The sequence below is a fragment of the Streptomyces puniciscabiei genome (assembly GCF_006715785.1).
In the GTDB taxonomy this organism is placed as follows: Bacteria; Actinomycetota; Actinomycetes; order Streptomycetales; family Streptomycetaceae; genus Streptomyces; species Streptomyces puniciscabiei.
This window is the reverse complement of record NZ_VFNX01000001.1, coordinates 5575166-5589277: the sequence shown is the minus strand read 5'-3', so window position 1 is coordinate 5589277 and position 14112 is coordinate 5575166. Positions and strand designations below refer to the sequence as shown.

At 72.6% G+C, this 14112-nt stretch carries 13 protein-coding genes; 6 read left to right on the top strand and 7 right to left on the bottom strand.

Going from position 1 to position 14112, the window contains the following annotated elements; genetic code table 11:
• Window positions 1–33 precede the first annotated feature (33 nt).
• Complete coding sequence (locus FB563_RS25865) at window positions 34–822, top strand: hypothetical protein (protein ID WP_079049110.1); 789 nt, start codon at window positions 34–36, stop codon at window positions 820–822.
• Window positions 823–1083: 261 nt separating this feature from the next.
• Here FB563_RS25865 and chpE read toward each other — a convergent pair whose 3' ends face one another.
• From chpE to FB563_RS25850, 3 genes are all read right to left on the bottom strand, one after another.
• Window positions 1084–1329 carry a chaplin ChpE gene (gene chpE / locus FB563_RS25860; protein WP_055710144.1) on the bottom strand — a complete coding sequence of 82 codons (246 nt, stop codon included), beginning with the start codon at window positions 1327–1329 and terminating at the stop codon, window positions 1084–1086.
• Between the two features lie 159 nt (window positions 1330–1488).
• Window positions 1489–2130: a response regulator gene (locus tag FB563_RS25855; RefSeq protein ID WP_055710145.1), complete on the bottom strand. Its 642-nt coding sequence runs from the start codon at window positions 2128–2130 to the stop codon at window positions 1489–1491.
• Window positions 2123–3268: a GAF domain-containing sensor histidine kinase gene (locus FB563_RS25850; protein ID WP_055710146.1), complete on the bottom strand. Its 1146-nt coding sequence runs from the start codon at window positions 3266–3268 to the stop codon at window positions 2123–2125. The genes FB563_RS25855 and FB563_RS25850 overlap by 8 nt, the downstream gene beginning before the upstream one ends.
• A gap of 254 nt (window positions 3269–3522) precedes the next feature.
• Between FB563_RS25850 and FB563_RS25845 the strand changes: the two genes are divergently transcribed.
• The 3 genes from FB563_RS25845 (at window position 3523) to FB563_RS25835 (ending at window position 6342) form a co-directional block, all read left to right on the top strand.
• Window positions 3523–4221: an SDR family NAD(P)-dependent oxidoreductase gene (locus FB563_RS25845; RefSeq protein ID WP_055710147.1), complete on the top strand. Its 699-nt coding sequence runs from the start codon at window positions 3523–3525 to the stop codon at window positions 4219–4221.
• On the top strand, window positions 4218–5300 hold the full coding sequence (locus tag FB563_RS25840; protein ID WP_142218925.1) for an S-adenosylmethionine:tRNA ribosyltransferase-isomerase: 1083 nt from the start codon (window positions 4218–4220) through the stop codon (window positions 5298–5300). Before FB563_RS25845 ends, FB563_RS25840 begins: the two co-directional genes overlap by 4 nt.
• Before the next feature lie 298 nt (window positions 5301–5598).
• The gene (locus FB563_RS25835) at window positions 5599–6342 is read left to right on the top strand and encodes a transglycosylase SLT domain-containing protein (RefSeq protein WP_142218924.1); all 744 of its coding nucleotides are present in this window, start codon (window positions 5599–5601) and stop codon (window positions 6340–6342) included.
• A gap of 83 nt (window positions 6343–6425) precedes the next feature.
• On the opposite strand, the gene FB563_RS25830 is transcribed toward FB563_RS25835, so the two are convergent.
• Complete coding sequence (locus FB563_RS25830) at window positions 6426–9023, bottom strand: FHA domain-containing protein (RefSeq protein ID WP_055705541.1); 2598 nt, start codon at window positions 9021–9023, stop codon at window positions 6426–6428.
• A 241-nt stretch (window positions 9024–9264) separates the two neighbouring features.
• Between FB563_RS25830 and FB563_RS25825 the strand changes: the two genes are divergently transcribed.
• The gene (locus FB563_RS25825) at window positions 9265–11226 is read left to right on the top strand and encodes a streptophobe family protein (RefSeq protein WP_142218923.1); all 1962 of its coding nucleotides are present in this window, start codon (window positions 9265–9267) and stop codon (window positions 11224–11226) included.
• A 247-nt stretch (window positions 11227–11473) separates the two neighbouring features.
• Window positions 11474–12697, top strand: a complete 1224-nt coding sequence (gene serB, locus FB563_RS25820) for a phosphoserine phosphatase SerB (RefSeq protein WP_055710231.1) — start codon at window positions 11474–11476, stop codon at window positions 12695–12697.
• 63 nt (window positions 12698–12760) lie between these two features.
• On the opposite strand, the gene FB563_RS25815 is transcribed toward serB, so the two are convergent.
• From FB563_RS25815 to FB563_RS44960, 3 genes are all read right to left on the bottom strand, one after another.
• Complete coding sequence (locus FB563_RS25815; RefSeq protein WP_055710232.1) at window positions 12761–13279, bottom strand: SixA phosphatase family protein; 519 nt, start codon at window positions 13277–13279, stop codon at window positions 12761–12763.
• A 78-nt stretch (window positions 13280–13357) separates the two neighbouring features.
• Entirely contained in the window at window positions 13358–13564 is a 207-nt protein-coding gene (locus FB563_RS25810) for a hypothetical protein (RefSeq protein ID WP_055710233.1), read from the bottom strand.
• A gap of 182 nt (window positions 13565–13746) precedes the next feature.
• Window positions 13747–13866, bottom strand: a complete 120-nt coding sequence (locus tag FB563_RS44960) for an SGM_5486 family transporter-associated protein (RefSeq protein ID WP_023551744.1) — start codon at window positions 13864–13866, stop codon at window positions 13747–13749.
• Between the last annotated feature and the right edge of the window lie 246 nt (window positions 13867–14112).

Below are 14112 nucleotides of genomic sequence, written 5' to 3'. Positions count from 1 at the left end.
CCATTCCATCGGTCCGGTCCTTAGGGTGGGGGCATGCTCACGGAACCGCGTTCAGGACGCCTCGCCGCTTGGGGAAATGCCCTTTTGGCCGGACTTGTCTCTCCGGATGACGCCGCGCTCGCCATCGTGGGCGAGGACACCGTGCACCGGGTGGAGGGGCTGCCCGGGGAGTCCGCGCAGGTCGGGCTCACGCTCGCGCTGGGGCGGCTGCGGACGCTGGGGGCGACCGGGCTGCGGGTCGCGCTGCCGACGCCGGGGCATCCGCTGGGGCTGAGCGGTCCGCCCGAGTTCAATGCGCGGGCGCTGGAGGCCGAGGAGGCGGTGGTCTGCTACGGCGCCGCGTTCGGGCTGGTGCCTCAGGTGTACGAGGCCGGGCCCGAGGGTGATGTACATGCCGAGGTCGTCTGGCAGGTACTGCCGGTGCGGGAGGCGCCGCCCGCCGATGTGCCCTCGCTGGGCGAGGCCGAGCGGGAGCTCGCGGAGGCGCTGCGCGAGGCGACCGAGGTGCTGTCGAAGCTGGACGTCGCCGGGTCGGGTCCGGTGGCGGAGGCGGCGATCGACGCGTACCGGGCGCGGGCCGAGCGGGGGCGGGAGGTGCTGGCGCCCGGGTATCCGTCGCGTGCGGTGCGGGTGCTGGAACTGGCGCAGCGGGTCGCGCTGCTGGTGTCGCTGGCGTACGGCAACGGGCACGGAGGTGCGGTCAGCTCCTCGGAGATGGCCGCACGGGCGGAGGCGCTGCGGCCCGTGGAGCGCACGGCCCGGCGGGCGCAGGTGGCGGCGTACAACTCCATCGTGGAGGAGCGGGAGCGCGGAGCCCGGTAGCCGGTGTGCCGGGACGACCGCGGTCGTACGGCAACGTGACCGGGCCCTGTCGTCGAACCCCGCCCGTCCGCCCGGAGGGCGGGCCCTGCGGCGTCCGGTGCGAGTGGGGGCACTTCCCCCGCCCTTGAGGCAGTGGGGGAGCGTGCATGGCGTCGCGGGGCTGGGGGCACCTCCCGGCCTGAAGGCTGGGGGGAGTTCGACGACAGGGCCTGGGCCCCCCGGTGGGCACCGGGAGGCCTGGTGGTCACTGTCGGCCGGACCTCAGTGGTTGACGCCGAGGTTGCCGAAGGCCGGGTTCAGCACGCCGACGACGCTCACGCTGTTGCCGACCGCGTTCACCGGGATGTGCACCGGGGCCTGGATGACGTTGCCCGAGATGACGCCCGGGGAGCCCTGGGCCTCGCCGCAGGCGTGGGCGCCCTCCGTGGCGGAGGCCATCCCCGCGCCGGCCGCCAGCAGGCCACCGGCCACCATCGTCACGGCCGCGGCCTTCTTCAGGTTCTTCACTTTCCAACCCCTCCTAGACGTTCACCGCGGCGGTTCGCCGCAGCACGCACTGGAGAACGGCGGAGATCGCCGGAGGATGCGCCGTCCGGGTGACATTCCCACGACGGTATGAATCTCATCCTGGGGTGTTGCCGTGGGTGAGGCCTTGGGGAGGGCGTTTCAGCCGGTCACGCCATGGCGTACGGCCCACAGCGCGGCCTGGGTGCGGTCGGCGAGGTCGAGTTTCATCAGGATGTTGGAGACATGCGTCTTGACGGTCTTCTCGGACAGCACGAGGGCGCGGGCGATCTCGCGGTTGGAGCGGCCGTCCGCGATCAGGCCGAGCACCTCGCGCTCCCGGTCGGTGAGCGAACCTCCTCTGCTCTGGCCGGAGTTGACCTCATCCTGGGAGAGCAGGGCGCCGGCGACCTCGGGCTGGAGCAGGATGTGGCCGGCGTGCACGGAGCGGATGGCGCCGGCGAGGGCGTCGGGGTCCACGTCCTTGTAGACGTATCCGGCGGCGCCCGCGCGCAGGGCCGGTACGACCGTGCGCTGCTCGGTGAAGCTGGTGACGATGAGCACGCGCGCGGGATTGTCGAGTTCGCGCAGCCGGCGCAGGGCCTCGACGCCGTCCATGCCCGGCATCTTGACGTCCATCAGGACGACGTCCGGGCGCAGTTCCTCGGCACGGGCGACGCCCTCGGCGCCGTCGGCGGCCTCGCCGACCACCTCGATGTCGTTCTGCACCTCCAGGAAGGTGCGCAGGCCCCGGCGGACGACCTGGTGGTCGTCGACGAGCAGCACCCTGATCGCGTCAGCCACCGGGGACCTCCATCTCGATCGTGGTGCCCTCGCCGGGCACCGACTCCACGGTCAGCGTGCCGCCGACCCCGCTCGCGCGGTCCCGCATCGAGACCAGGCCCAGATGCCGACCGGCGCGGCGGACCGCCTTCGGGTCGAAGCCGCTGCCGTCGTCGGTGACGCGCAGCACGGCTCCGCAGCCGCGCCGCCCCACGCTCACCTCGACGTGGTCGGCGCCGGAGTGGCGCAGCGCGTTGTGCAGGGCTTCCTGGGCGACCCTGAGCAGGGCCTCCTCCTGGGCGGCGGGCAGGGCGCGGAAGCCGTTGCTGGTGAAGGTCACGCGCGCGGTGTGGGCGCGGTCGAGGACCTGGGTCTGGGTGCGCAGGGTGGCGATCAGGCCGTCCTCGTCCAGCGCGGCGGGGCGCAACTCCACCACGGCGGCGCGCAGTTCGTCGGCGGCCTCGGCGGCGAGGGCGGCGACCTGGTGCAGTTCGCCCTTGGCGCGGGCGGGGTCGCGGTCGACGAGCGCCGCCGCCGCCTGGGCGGTCAGGCGCAGGGAGAAGAGCTTCTGGCTGACCGCGTCGTGCAGTTCGTGGGCGAGGCGGGAGCGTTCCTCGGCGATGGTCAGTTCGCGGCTGCGCTCGTACAGGCGGGCGTTGGTGAGGGCGATCGCGGCGTGCTGGGCGAGGATGCCCAGCAGGTCCTGGTCCTCCTCGGTGAAGCCGCAACTCCCCTCGCGTTTCGCGCAGTTCTTGTTCGCGAGGAACAGTGCGCCGATGACCTCGTCGCCGTCGCGGATGGGCAGGCCCAGGAAGTCGGCCAGCTCGGGGTGTGCGGACGGCCAGCCCTCGAAGCGGGGGTCCTTGCGCACGTCGGCGAGCCGCTCGGGGCGGGCCTCGTGCAGCATCGCGGCGAGGATGCCGTGCTGGCGGGGCAGCGGGCCGATGGCCTTCCACTGGGCGTCGCTGACGCCGTCGACGACGAACTGGGCGAAGCCGCCGTGGTCGTCGGGGACGCCGAGGGCGGCGTACTGCGCGTCCAGCAGCTCGCGGGCGGAGGCGACGATCGTCTTCAGGACGTCGCGCACCTCCAGATGCCTGCTCATGGCCAGCAGCGCGGAACTGACCGCTGCGAGGCCGGACCGGGGGCCTTGACTCATGCCCTCACGGTACCGGCGGGGTATGACAAGCGGATCGGACCTGTGACGGCGGGGCCCGGTCCGCTGGTCCTAGGGCGGCCGGTGTAGGACCCCGGGCGCCGGGCGATCGGTGTAGGGCCCGGGGCCCGGGCGTGCGGTCTACGCCGAAGGCCCCCTCCGGTTTGCGGCCCGCGTCCGAGGCGGCCGGGACGGGTCCGTTCCTACGGTGTGGTCACCGCCCGACGGGGGCGGGAGTCGACGAGGGGACGGTAGTCATGCCGGTGGCGATCATCACGGGGGCCTCGAAGGGCCTGGGGCGGGCACTCGCGGAGGCACTCGCCAAGCGGGGCTGGGACCTGGTGCTGGACGCCCGGGGCGCAGGGGCCCTCAAGGAGGCCGCGGAGAGCGTCGCGGGGCACGGCACGCGCGTGGCGGCGCACGCCGGGGACGTGACGGACGCAGGGCACCGGGCGGAGCTGGTGGCCGCGGCCCGCACGCTCGGCGGTGTCGATCTGGTGGTGAACAACGCGGGGATCCTGGGGGCCGAGCCCCTGGTGCCGCTCGGTGCCCAGTCGCTGAACGGCTTCCGGGCGGCGCTGGAGACCAATGTGGTGGCTCCGCTGGGCCTGCTGCGCGAGGCGCTGCCGCTGCTGCGGGAGGCCCCGGCGGGTGCGGTGATCAACGTGAGCTCGGACGCGGCGGTGGAGGCCTACCGCGCATGGGGCGCGTACGGGGCGACGAAGGCGGCGGTGGACCAGCTCTCGGCGGTGCTGGCGGTGGAGGAGCCGGAGCTGCGGGTCTGGTGGGTCGATCCGGGCGGGATGCGCACGGACATGCTGGCCGCCGCCGAACCCGGGGAGGATCTGTCGGGGACGCCAGCGCCGGAGGAGATCGCTCCCGCTTTCGTGCGGCTGCTGGACCGCCGCCCGCCGAGCGGCCGGTACACGGCTCAGGCGCTGCTGGAGGCGCTGTGACCGTCCTCGTGCGGGTCCCTCCGGAGCTGTCCGCGCGCGTGCCCGTCGAGCAGCGGGGTCCGGGGCTGGACCGGGACGCCGTACGGCTGCTGGTGTCGCGGGGCACGGAGGTGACGCACCACGGGTTCCGGGAGCTGCCGCGGCTGCTGCGGGCCGGGGACCTGTTGGTGGTCAACACCTCCCCCACGCTGGCCGCCGCGGTGGACGGGCGGACCGGGCACGCGCGCGTGGTGGTGCATTTCTCCACGCGCGGGGACGACGGCCGGTGGGCGGTGGAGCTGCGCGAACCGGATGGGCGAGGTACCACGCGCGCGCGTACGGGCACGCGCGCGAGTACGGAGGTGGTGCTGCCGGGGGCGGGGCGGCTGGTACTGCAGGAGCCGCTGAGTCCGCGCGGGGAGCGGCTCCGGTGGGCCCGGGCGGAAGGGGACGTCCTCGCGATGCTGCGCGCGCACGGGCGGCCCATTCGCTACTCCTATACGGAGAGCGACCAGCCGCTGTCGGTGTACCAGACGGTCTTCGCGCTGCCGTCGCCGGACGGGGCGGGCAGCGCGGAGATGCCGAGTGCGGCGCGCCCCTTCACCGCGTCCCTGGTGGCGGAGCTGGTGAGCCGGGGTGTGCAGTTCGCGCCGGTCACGCTGCACACGGGGGTGGCGTCGGCGGAGGCGCACGAGCCGCCGTATCCGGAGCGGTTCTCGGTGCCGGAGACGTCGGCGCGGCTGGTCAACGCCGCGAGGGCGGGTGACGGGCGGGTGATCGCCGTCGGTACGACTGCCGTGCGGGCGGTGGAGTCGGCGGCCGGGCCGGACGGGGTGGTACGGGCGGCCGAGGGGTGGACGGACCTGGTCGTGACGCCCGGGCGCGGGGTGCGGGTGGTGGAGGGGCTGCTGACCGGGCTGCACGAGCCGGAGGCCTCGCATCTGCTGATGCTGCGGGCGGTGGCGGGGCCGGCCGCGGTCGACCGTGCCTATGAGGAGGCGCTCCGGGGGCTCTACCTGTGGCACGAGTTCGGCGACGTCCATCTCATCCTGCCGGAGGAGGGCACTCACGCAGAGCGTTGCGATGGCAACTCATGGTGAGACTGTTACGTCGCCGATGTGAGCCCGCGCATAGGGCCCACATCACGTACGAACAGGCATAGGAGATAAACCATCCCACATGAACGGGGCAGACGGTCCAGTCTGTCCCGTTTTGCACTTCTGTGATCCACTATCGAGGATCGTACGTCACACCTTTGCCTGGGAATTTTGCGCCAGCTAAGAATTGCTCCCGTCGCTCAGCGCCGTGGGTCCCGGCCCGCGGCGTTCGTGTGGGAGGAGCCGATTCCCCCGGCGGACGCAGGAGCGACCTCCGCGCTATCGAAGAGGTCCATCAGCCATGCCCAAGAACATCCTCAACCGTGCTCATAGTGCCCTGACCAAGCAGCACAAGATCGCCATCGCCGGCATCGCCTGCCTCGGCACCGCCGCCATCGCCGTCTCGGCCGTTCCCAGCAGCGCCGACACGGTCACCACCGGCTCCCCGGCCACGGCCGCTCAGGTCGCCGGCGGCAAGACGCTGAAGAACGTCAAGGGCACGGTCACCGACCAGCTCGCCACCGAGACGGTCAAGCTCGACACCTTCGCCGCGCAGAAGAAGGCCGCCGCCGAGGCCGCCGCCGCCAAGCAGCGCGCCGAGGCCGCGAAGAAGGCCGCAGCCGAGGCCGCAGCCAAGAAGGCCGCGCAGGACCGCGCCGCCAAGGAGGCCGCGAGCCGCTCCACCCAGCGGATCGACATGCAGCCGGTCGCCGCGAAGACGTACGCGAACAACCTGGACGGCTGGATCCGGCAGTCGCTGGACATCATGCGCTCCAAGGGCATCCCGGGCAGCTACAACGGCCTCTACCGCAACATCATGCGGGAGTCCTCGGGCAACCCGATGGCCATCAACAACTGGGACATCAACGCGATCAACGGCATTCCGTCCAAGGGTCTGCTGCAGGTGATCCAGCCCACCTTCAACGCCTACCACGTGCCCGGTACGTCGTGGAACATCTACGACCCGGTCGCCAACATCACCGCCGCCGCCAACTACGCGGCCCACCGGTACGGCTCCATGGACAACGTCAACAGCGCGTACTGAGGCCTGGCGCGGACCTCAGCGACGTGACGCCGAAGCGCGGCACCCCATTGCGGGGTGCCGCCCTTCGCGTCGTACCGGCGCGGCTACTTGCGCATGACCTCCGGCTCGTGGCGGCGCAGGAAGCGGGCCACGACGAAGCCGCAGAGCACGCCGAGCCCCAGGAGCACGCCCATGTCGGCGAGCCAGTGGCCGAGCGTGTGGTCCCACAGCGGGTCCGGGTTGGCGGGGTCCCAGGGCAGCAGCACGTTCAGCTGGGCCGTGGCGCCCGCCGCGGACACCGCCCAGCGGGCGGGCATCAGCCAGGAGATCTGATCGACGCCGACCTTGCCGTGCAGCTGGAAGAGGCAGCCGGTGAAGACGACCTGGACGATCGCGAACATCACCAGCAGCGGCATGGTCTTCTCGGCGGTCTTCACCAGCGAGGAGATGATCAGGCCGATCATCATCGAGGTGAAGCCGAGCGCCATGATCGGCAGGGTGAGCTCCAGGACCGGCGAGTTCTTCAGCAGCAGGCCCTCCTGCGGCACCTTGTCACCGCGGAAGAGCAGGCCGATCGCGCCGATGATGCCGCCCTGCAGCATCGTGATCGCGCCGAGCACGATCACCTTGGACATCAGGTACGCCGAGCGGGACAGGCCGGTCGCCCGCTCCCGTTCGTAGATGACCCGTTCCTTGATCAGCTCACGCACGGAGTTCGCGGCGCCGGCGAAGCAGGCGCCCACGGCGAGGATGAGCAGGATCGTGCTGCCGTCCCGGTTGGTGAAGTGGGTCCGCGCGGGGCCGAGGCCGAGACCGTACTCGGCCGGGATCAGCGTGCTCACCACGCCGAGCACGGCCGGCAGCAGGAACATCAGGGCGATGAAGCCGCGGTCGGAGGCGATCACCGAGGCGTAGCGGCGGATCAGGGTGACCAGCTGCGAACCCCAGCCCTGCGGCTTGGGCGGCTTGATCGGCTGCATGGGATGCATCGGTACGGACTGCGGCGCAACGGCGTCGATGTCCGCGGCGTACATCTGGTAGTGCTGCGAGCCCTTCCAGCGGCCCGCCCAGTCGTAGTCGCGGTAGTTCTCGAAGGCGGAGAAGACGTCGGCCCAGCTGTCGTAGCCGAAGAAGTTCAGCGCCTCCTCCGGCGGGCCGAAGTAGGCGACCGCGCCGCCCGGCGCCATCACCAGCAGCTTGTCGCACAGCGCCAGCTCGGCCACCGAGTGGGTGACCACGAGGACGGTACGGCCGTCGTCGGCGAGGCCGCGCAGCAGCTGCATGACGTCGCGGTCCATGCCCGGGTCGAGGCCCGAGGTCGGCTCGTCCAGGAAGATCAGCGAGGGCTTGGTCAGCAGCTCCAGGGCCACCGAGACACGCTTGCGCTGGCCGCCGGACAGCGAGGTGACCTTCTTGTCCTTGTGGATGTCCAGCTTGAGCTCGCGCAGCACCTCGTCGATGCGGGCGTCACGTTCCTGCGCGGTGGTGTCGGACGGGAAGCGCAGCTTGGCCGCGTACTTCAGGGCCTTCTTGACGGTCAGCTCCTTGTGCAGGATGTCGTCCTGCGGGACCAGACCGATGCGCTGGCGCAGCTCGGCGAACTGCTTGTACAGGTTGCGGTTGTCGTACAGCACCTCGCCCTGGTTGGCGGGCCGGTAGCCGGTGAGCGCCTTGAGCAGGGTCGACTTGCCGGAGCCGGAGGGGCCGATGACCGCGATCAGGGACTTCTCCGGGACGCCGAAGGAGACGTCCTTCAGGATCTGCTTGCCGCCGTCGACCGTGACGGTCAGATGGCGCGCGGAGAAGGAGACCTCACCGGTGTCGACGAACTCCTCGAGCCGGTCGCCGACGATCCGGAACGTGGAGTGGCCGACGCCGACGATGTCGGCCGGGCCCAGCTGCACCGAGCCGCCCTTGGGGATCGGCTGGCCGTTGACGTAGGTGCCGTTGTGCGAGCCCAGGTCGCGGATCTCCAGCCGGCCGTCCGGCGTGGCGTGGAACTCGGCGTGGTTCCGGGAGACCTGGAGGTCCGAGACGACCAGGTCGTTCTCCAGGGCACGGCCGATGCGCATCACCCGGCCGACGGCGAACTGGTGGAACGTGGTCGGGCTGCGGTCGCCGTAGACCGGCGGCGCCCCCGCGCCACCACCGGGCGTCTTCTGCGCGTACGGGTCCGCGGACCCCGCCTGCTGCGGGAACGCGGGCGCCTGCTGCTGCCAGCCCGGCTGGGGGGCCTGCTGCTGCGCGACCGCCTGGTGCGGTACGGCCTGCTGCGCGGCCGGTGCCTGCTGGGCCTGCGGCTGTGCGGCGGCCTGCCCCGCGGCGGGTGCCTGCTGCGGGGCCTGCTGGGCCCAGCCCGGCGCCCCGGCGCCCTGCGCCGCGTACGGTGCCGGCTGCTGCTGGCCGGCCGCGGCGCCCGACAGGTCCAGCCGCGGTCCGTCGGTCGCGTTGCCCAGGTGCAGCGACGCCCCCGGCCCGATCTCCAGCTGCTGGATCCGCCGGCCCTGCACGAATGTGCCGTTGGTGCTGCCGTGGTCCTCGATGACCCAACTGCGGCCGTTGAAGCTGACCGTGGCGTGCCGCCAGGACACCCTGGCGTCGTCGAAGACGATGTCACCCTGCGGATCGCGGCCGAGGGTGTAGGGCCTGGACGGGTCCAGCGTCCAGGTCCGTCCGTTTGATTGCAGTACGAGTTCCGGCACTCCATGCCCCACTGAGTTGTCCCCCGAATTACCCCCATCACAGGGAGTCTAGGGATGTCGAACATCGGGGGGAACTATTTCAGGCCCGGCCGGCTGACCGAAACCCGGGCCTTGTCAACGGGCGCCCGCGCGCGCTTCAACTCACCCCGTTGACGGGGTTGAAACCGGGCCGGAGAGTGGTAATCCCGGCGAGGGGGACAGGTGCGGCACCGGTGCCGCGCCGCGGATCGGGGGGTCTGCCATGAGGTCTGCCACGAGTGCCGAGGCCGCGCGGCACGTCACGACCGTGCCCTGGAAGGACGTTGTGCTGTCCGCGATCGCCACGGTGAGCTGGGCGTTGATCGGGATGGCGGGCACGGCCGCGCTCGGCCTGCACCTTCTGAAGGCGGACTCGGCGGGCGCACTGGGCCCCATGACGGCGGCCGTTGTGGCACTCGGGGCGGGTGGTTCGGTCCAGCCCTCGGGCGATGTGTCCGTGTTCGGACTGAAAGGCGCCGAGGCCCACACCGCCATCGACATCACGCCACTCGGGGTGAGCCTCGCTGGTGCCCTGCTGCTGTCGTGGTTCTTCCTACGGTCCTTGCGCACGGCCGGAGTTGTGATCGCCCCCGCCGAACTCCTCGCCCGCGCGGGCACGGTGGTCGCGCTCTTCGTCGCGCTGCTCGGTGGTCTCGCCTGGGCCGGCCACGACGTCGTCACCATCGACGGCGGCTCGCTCGGGCTGGACAAACTGCCGGGCGCGGGCGGCAGGGGAGGCGGCGGACTGAGCATCCCCGGCCTCGGCGACGTGGGCGGACTGCTGCCGGACCGGATCGGCGGCCTCGTCCATGCCAAGGCCGCGGTCGGCTTCACCGTGGACCCGGCGGCCACACTGCCCGGCGGCGCGCTGTGGTGTGCCGGCGTTCTGCTGATCGCCCTGCTCGCCTCCCGGCGCGCTCCCCTGCCACCGGGCTGGTCCGCCGTGCACCGGGTGGTACGGCCGGCGGTCTCGGCCCTCGTCACCGTGCTGCTGGTGACCGTGGCGGCGGGGCTCGCGGCGGCGGCGTACGCGGCGCTCGGCGACGACCGTCCCGGGCGGATCGCCGGCGCGGCCCTGCTCGGCGCGCCGAACGGCGTCTGGCTGGGCCTCCCGCTCGGTCTCTTCGTCCCCTGGGACGGCCACGCCTCCGGGATCCTCGGGCGGTCCCTCCCCCATCCGCTGAACCAGCTCCTCAATGCGCACACCGATCAGCCCGTGACGCTGGGCCGGCTGGCCGGCCTCGACGGCCGGGTGTGGCTGCTGGCGGTGGCCGCGGCACTGGCGATGCTGCTGACCGGTGTCCTGACGGCCGTCCGCACACCGGTCGTACGGCACGCCGACAGCGCCCCCGCGTTCGCCGTCCGGTGCGGGCTGCGCCTCGCGATCACCACCGCGCTCGCCCTCCCCCTGCTCGCCCGGCTGACGGCCGTGTCCCTCACCGCCTCCCTCTCCGTCCTCGGCTTCGACGCCTTCGGCGCGGGCCTCGACCTGCACGGCCACCTCGGCCCGGCCCTGCTGCTCGGCGCCGTGTGGGGCGCGGGCGCCGGTGCGATCGGCGCCCTGACGGCCTGGGCGACCGGGGCGGCGGGGGCACGAGCGACTTGGGCGGCGCGGGGGGCGCCGGGGAACGCTGCGGGTGGGGGTGACGGTGCCGGCGGGAGGTACGGCGGGGCCGGCGGGAGTCCGGTGCACGGGGGTGCCGGCGGTGGTGAGGCCGGGGAGGCCCGGGAGGCCGGGTACGGGGGTGTCGGCGGTGGTGAGGCCGACGGCTCGGGGTACAGGCGTGCGGCCGGGTCGGCTCCGCACCCCGGCCCCGGCGCCGGCCCGGGCGCCGGTGACCCGGGACCGGGCAGCGGTGTCGGGCCGTATGCGCCGAGCACGCCGTACCGGCCGCCGAACCCGGACACGAATCCGTACCTCCGGGTGCCGGAGGATGTCCAGGGGCCGCCTGCCCTGGACGAGGATCCACCGGGTGACGGAGCGCCGGGCGCCGGGGACGACATGTACGGCGCCCCGACCGTCGCCCGGCCGCTCGACGCCGCTCCCCCTCCGGCCCGGCGCCGTCCCCCAGCGCGGCCCGGCGACCGCTCGCAGCGGCGGGACGGCACCGAATGGCCCCCACCGCCACCGCCTCCACCACCGGCGCCACCGCGGGAACCGGGGGAACCGAAGCGCCGGGGGTGACGCGGAGGGGTTGGGCGCGGGGGGCGGGAACCATGCCGCCCTTGCCTGGCCCCGTCCCTTCCCTCTGTCCATGCCCGTGAGCGCATCTCGTGGCACAGTCGTGGTGGAGCCGGGGAACGCCGTGTGCGGGCGGGCGGCGTCTTCCGGCGGCAAGATCCCTGACACCGGTGGGACATCCATTGTTCCGTGTCCGTCAGTCGGACCTCGGCGGCGGACGGCACTGGGTGCCGGATACGGTGGTGACACCATGAGCGCTTCGCAGACCTCCGCTTCACAGACCCCCGAGGTCCCCACCCTCCTCGTCAAGATCTTCGGCAAGGACCGGCCGGGCATCACGGCGGGCCTCTTCGACACCCTCGCCGCCTACCTCGTCGACGTGGTCGACATCGAGCAGGTCGTCACCCGGGGCCGCCTGGTGCTGTGCGCGCTGGTGACGCAGCCGCCGGCCGGCCTGGAGGGCGACCTGAGGGCCACCGTGCACAGCTGGGCCGAGTCGATGAAGATGCAGGCGGAGATCATCTCGGGGCACGGCGACAACCGGCCGCGCGGCCTCGGGCGTTCGCTGGTGACGGTCCTCGGCCACCCGCTGACCGCCGAGTCCACGGCCGCCATCGCCGACCGGATCGCGAAGGCCGGCGGCAACATCGACCGTATCTTCCGGCTCGCCAAGTACCCGGTGACGGCAGTGGAGTTCGCGGTCTCCGGCGTGGAGACCGAGCCGCTGCGCACGGCCCTGGTCACGGACGCGGCGGCACTGGGTGTCGATGTCGCGGTCGTCGCGGCGGGGCTGCACCGGCGCGCTCAGCGCCTGGTGGTCATGGACGTGGACTCGACGCTGATCCAGGACGAGGTCATCGAGCTGTTCGCGGCGCACGCGGGCTGCGAGGACAAGGTCGCCGAGGTGACGGCGGCGGCGATGCGCGGGGAACTGGACTTCGAGCAGTCACTGCACGCGCGCGTGGCGCTGCTGAAGGGGCTGGACGCCTCCGTGGTGGAGAAGGTGCGCGAGGAGGTCCGGCTGACGCCGGGCGCCCGCACCCTGATCCGCACACTGAAGCGGCTCGGTTACCAGGTCGGGGTCGTCTCCGGGGGCTTCACCCAGGTGACGGACGACCTGAAGGAACGGTTGGGCCTGGACTTCGCGCAGGCCAACACGCTGGAGATCGTCGATGGCAGGCTCACCGGCCGGGTCACCGGTGAGATCGTGGACCGCGCGGGCAAGGCGCGGCTGCTGCGCCGGTTCGCCGCGGAGGCCGGGGTGCCGCTGTCGCAGACGGTGGCGATCGGTGACGGCGCCAACGACCTGGACATGCTGAACGCGGCCGGTCTGGGCGTCGCCTTCAACGCCAAGCCGGTGGTCCGCGAGGCGGCGCACACGGCGGTGAACTTCCCCTTCCTCGACACGGTCCTGTATCTGCTGGGCGTCACCCGCGAAGAGGTCGAGGCGGCGGACACGCACGACGAGGGCTGAACCGGCCCGGATGCGTGAGGGCCCGGCACCGCGGCGGTGCCGGGCCCTTGCGCACGGGCGAGGTCACTCGGCGGGCGCCCAGTAGTCCTCGAGCGTGGCCACGCCCGGCTCCAGACTCTTCCAGGGGCCGTCGAAGGACAGCCGCACGAAGGCGGCGGCCGGGAATCCGCGGCGGTTCATCCGGTCGCGGGCGTCGCCCTCGGCGGTGCCGGACAGGATCTCGGCCAGGCCGTGGACGCCCGGGTTGTGGCCGATCAGGATCACGTTCCGCACGTCGTCCGGGGTCTCGTTCAGCACGGCGATCAGTTCGCCGGGCGAGGCCTCGTAGACCCGCTCCTCGTAGTTGGTCTTCGGCCGGTGCGCCAGCTCGTGGACGGCGAGTTTCCATGTCTCGCGGGTCCGGACGGCGGTGGAGCACAGGGCGAGATCGAAGGTGATGCCGGTGTCGGCCAGCTTGCGTCCGGCGACCGCGGCGTCCTTGCGGCCCCGCTCGGCGAGCGGGCGCTCATGGTCGGACACCTGGGGCCAGTCGGCTTTCGCATGCCGGAGGAGGACGATCGTGCGAGGTTCTGCGGCGCTCATGAGATCCAGCTTCGCATGAAACAGGCCATGCGGCGCAGGGAGTTGACATGCGGATTCACCGCGTACGGAGGCTTGTGGTCAGCGCGTGAGGAGTTGGTGGGCGCGCTCGAAGAGGTGCGTGATGGCCGGATCGCCGCTCGCCGCGTGGGCGTCCGACGGGTTCAGTATCAGCGCCAGCAGTGCGATGAAGGCGAGCGCGGGGAGGGCGAGGGCCCACCAGGGCAGCCGGATGTCGACGCCGCCCGTGGTCGCCGGGTGGGGCCGGGAGTGGGTGCGGGCCGACATGATCGCCTCCGTGGGTCTTCGAGCGGGTCCGTGACCGGGTCGTGCGGTCACATCTCGAAGCTACGGAATCCGGGGCCGCCAACCCATCCGGACTTCCACCCAGTTGACCCTGACCCTTTCCCCCTAGGGGATGGTGGGGTCAACCCCACCATCCGCCGGGAGGCGGGGCCGGGACGCGGCCGTCAGGGGGATGCGAGGGTCGCGATGACGGCGATGATCACGAAGATGGCGAAGAACGAGCCGAAGACGAGCAGCATCTTCTTCTGGCCGTTCTGCGGGTTCGGGTCGAGCACAGGCTGCATGCGCCCAGTCTCGCACCCCGCGTTCCGCCGGGGTGGACCGGGGGCGCCAGTCACGCCGCGCGCCGGCGGGGCCGGATCGGCGCCGCCCCGGCCTGGTGGGCCGGCTCCGGTGTCGCGCACGGATCGGTCGGCGATGCGGCCGACGGCACGCGGACCCGGCGGGGCGAGTCTGTCGACGGGCCCCGTGGGCGATGCGGCCGTCGCGCGCGCAGGCGCCCGGAGCCGTCCGGCCGCCGGCACGAACCT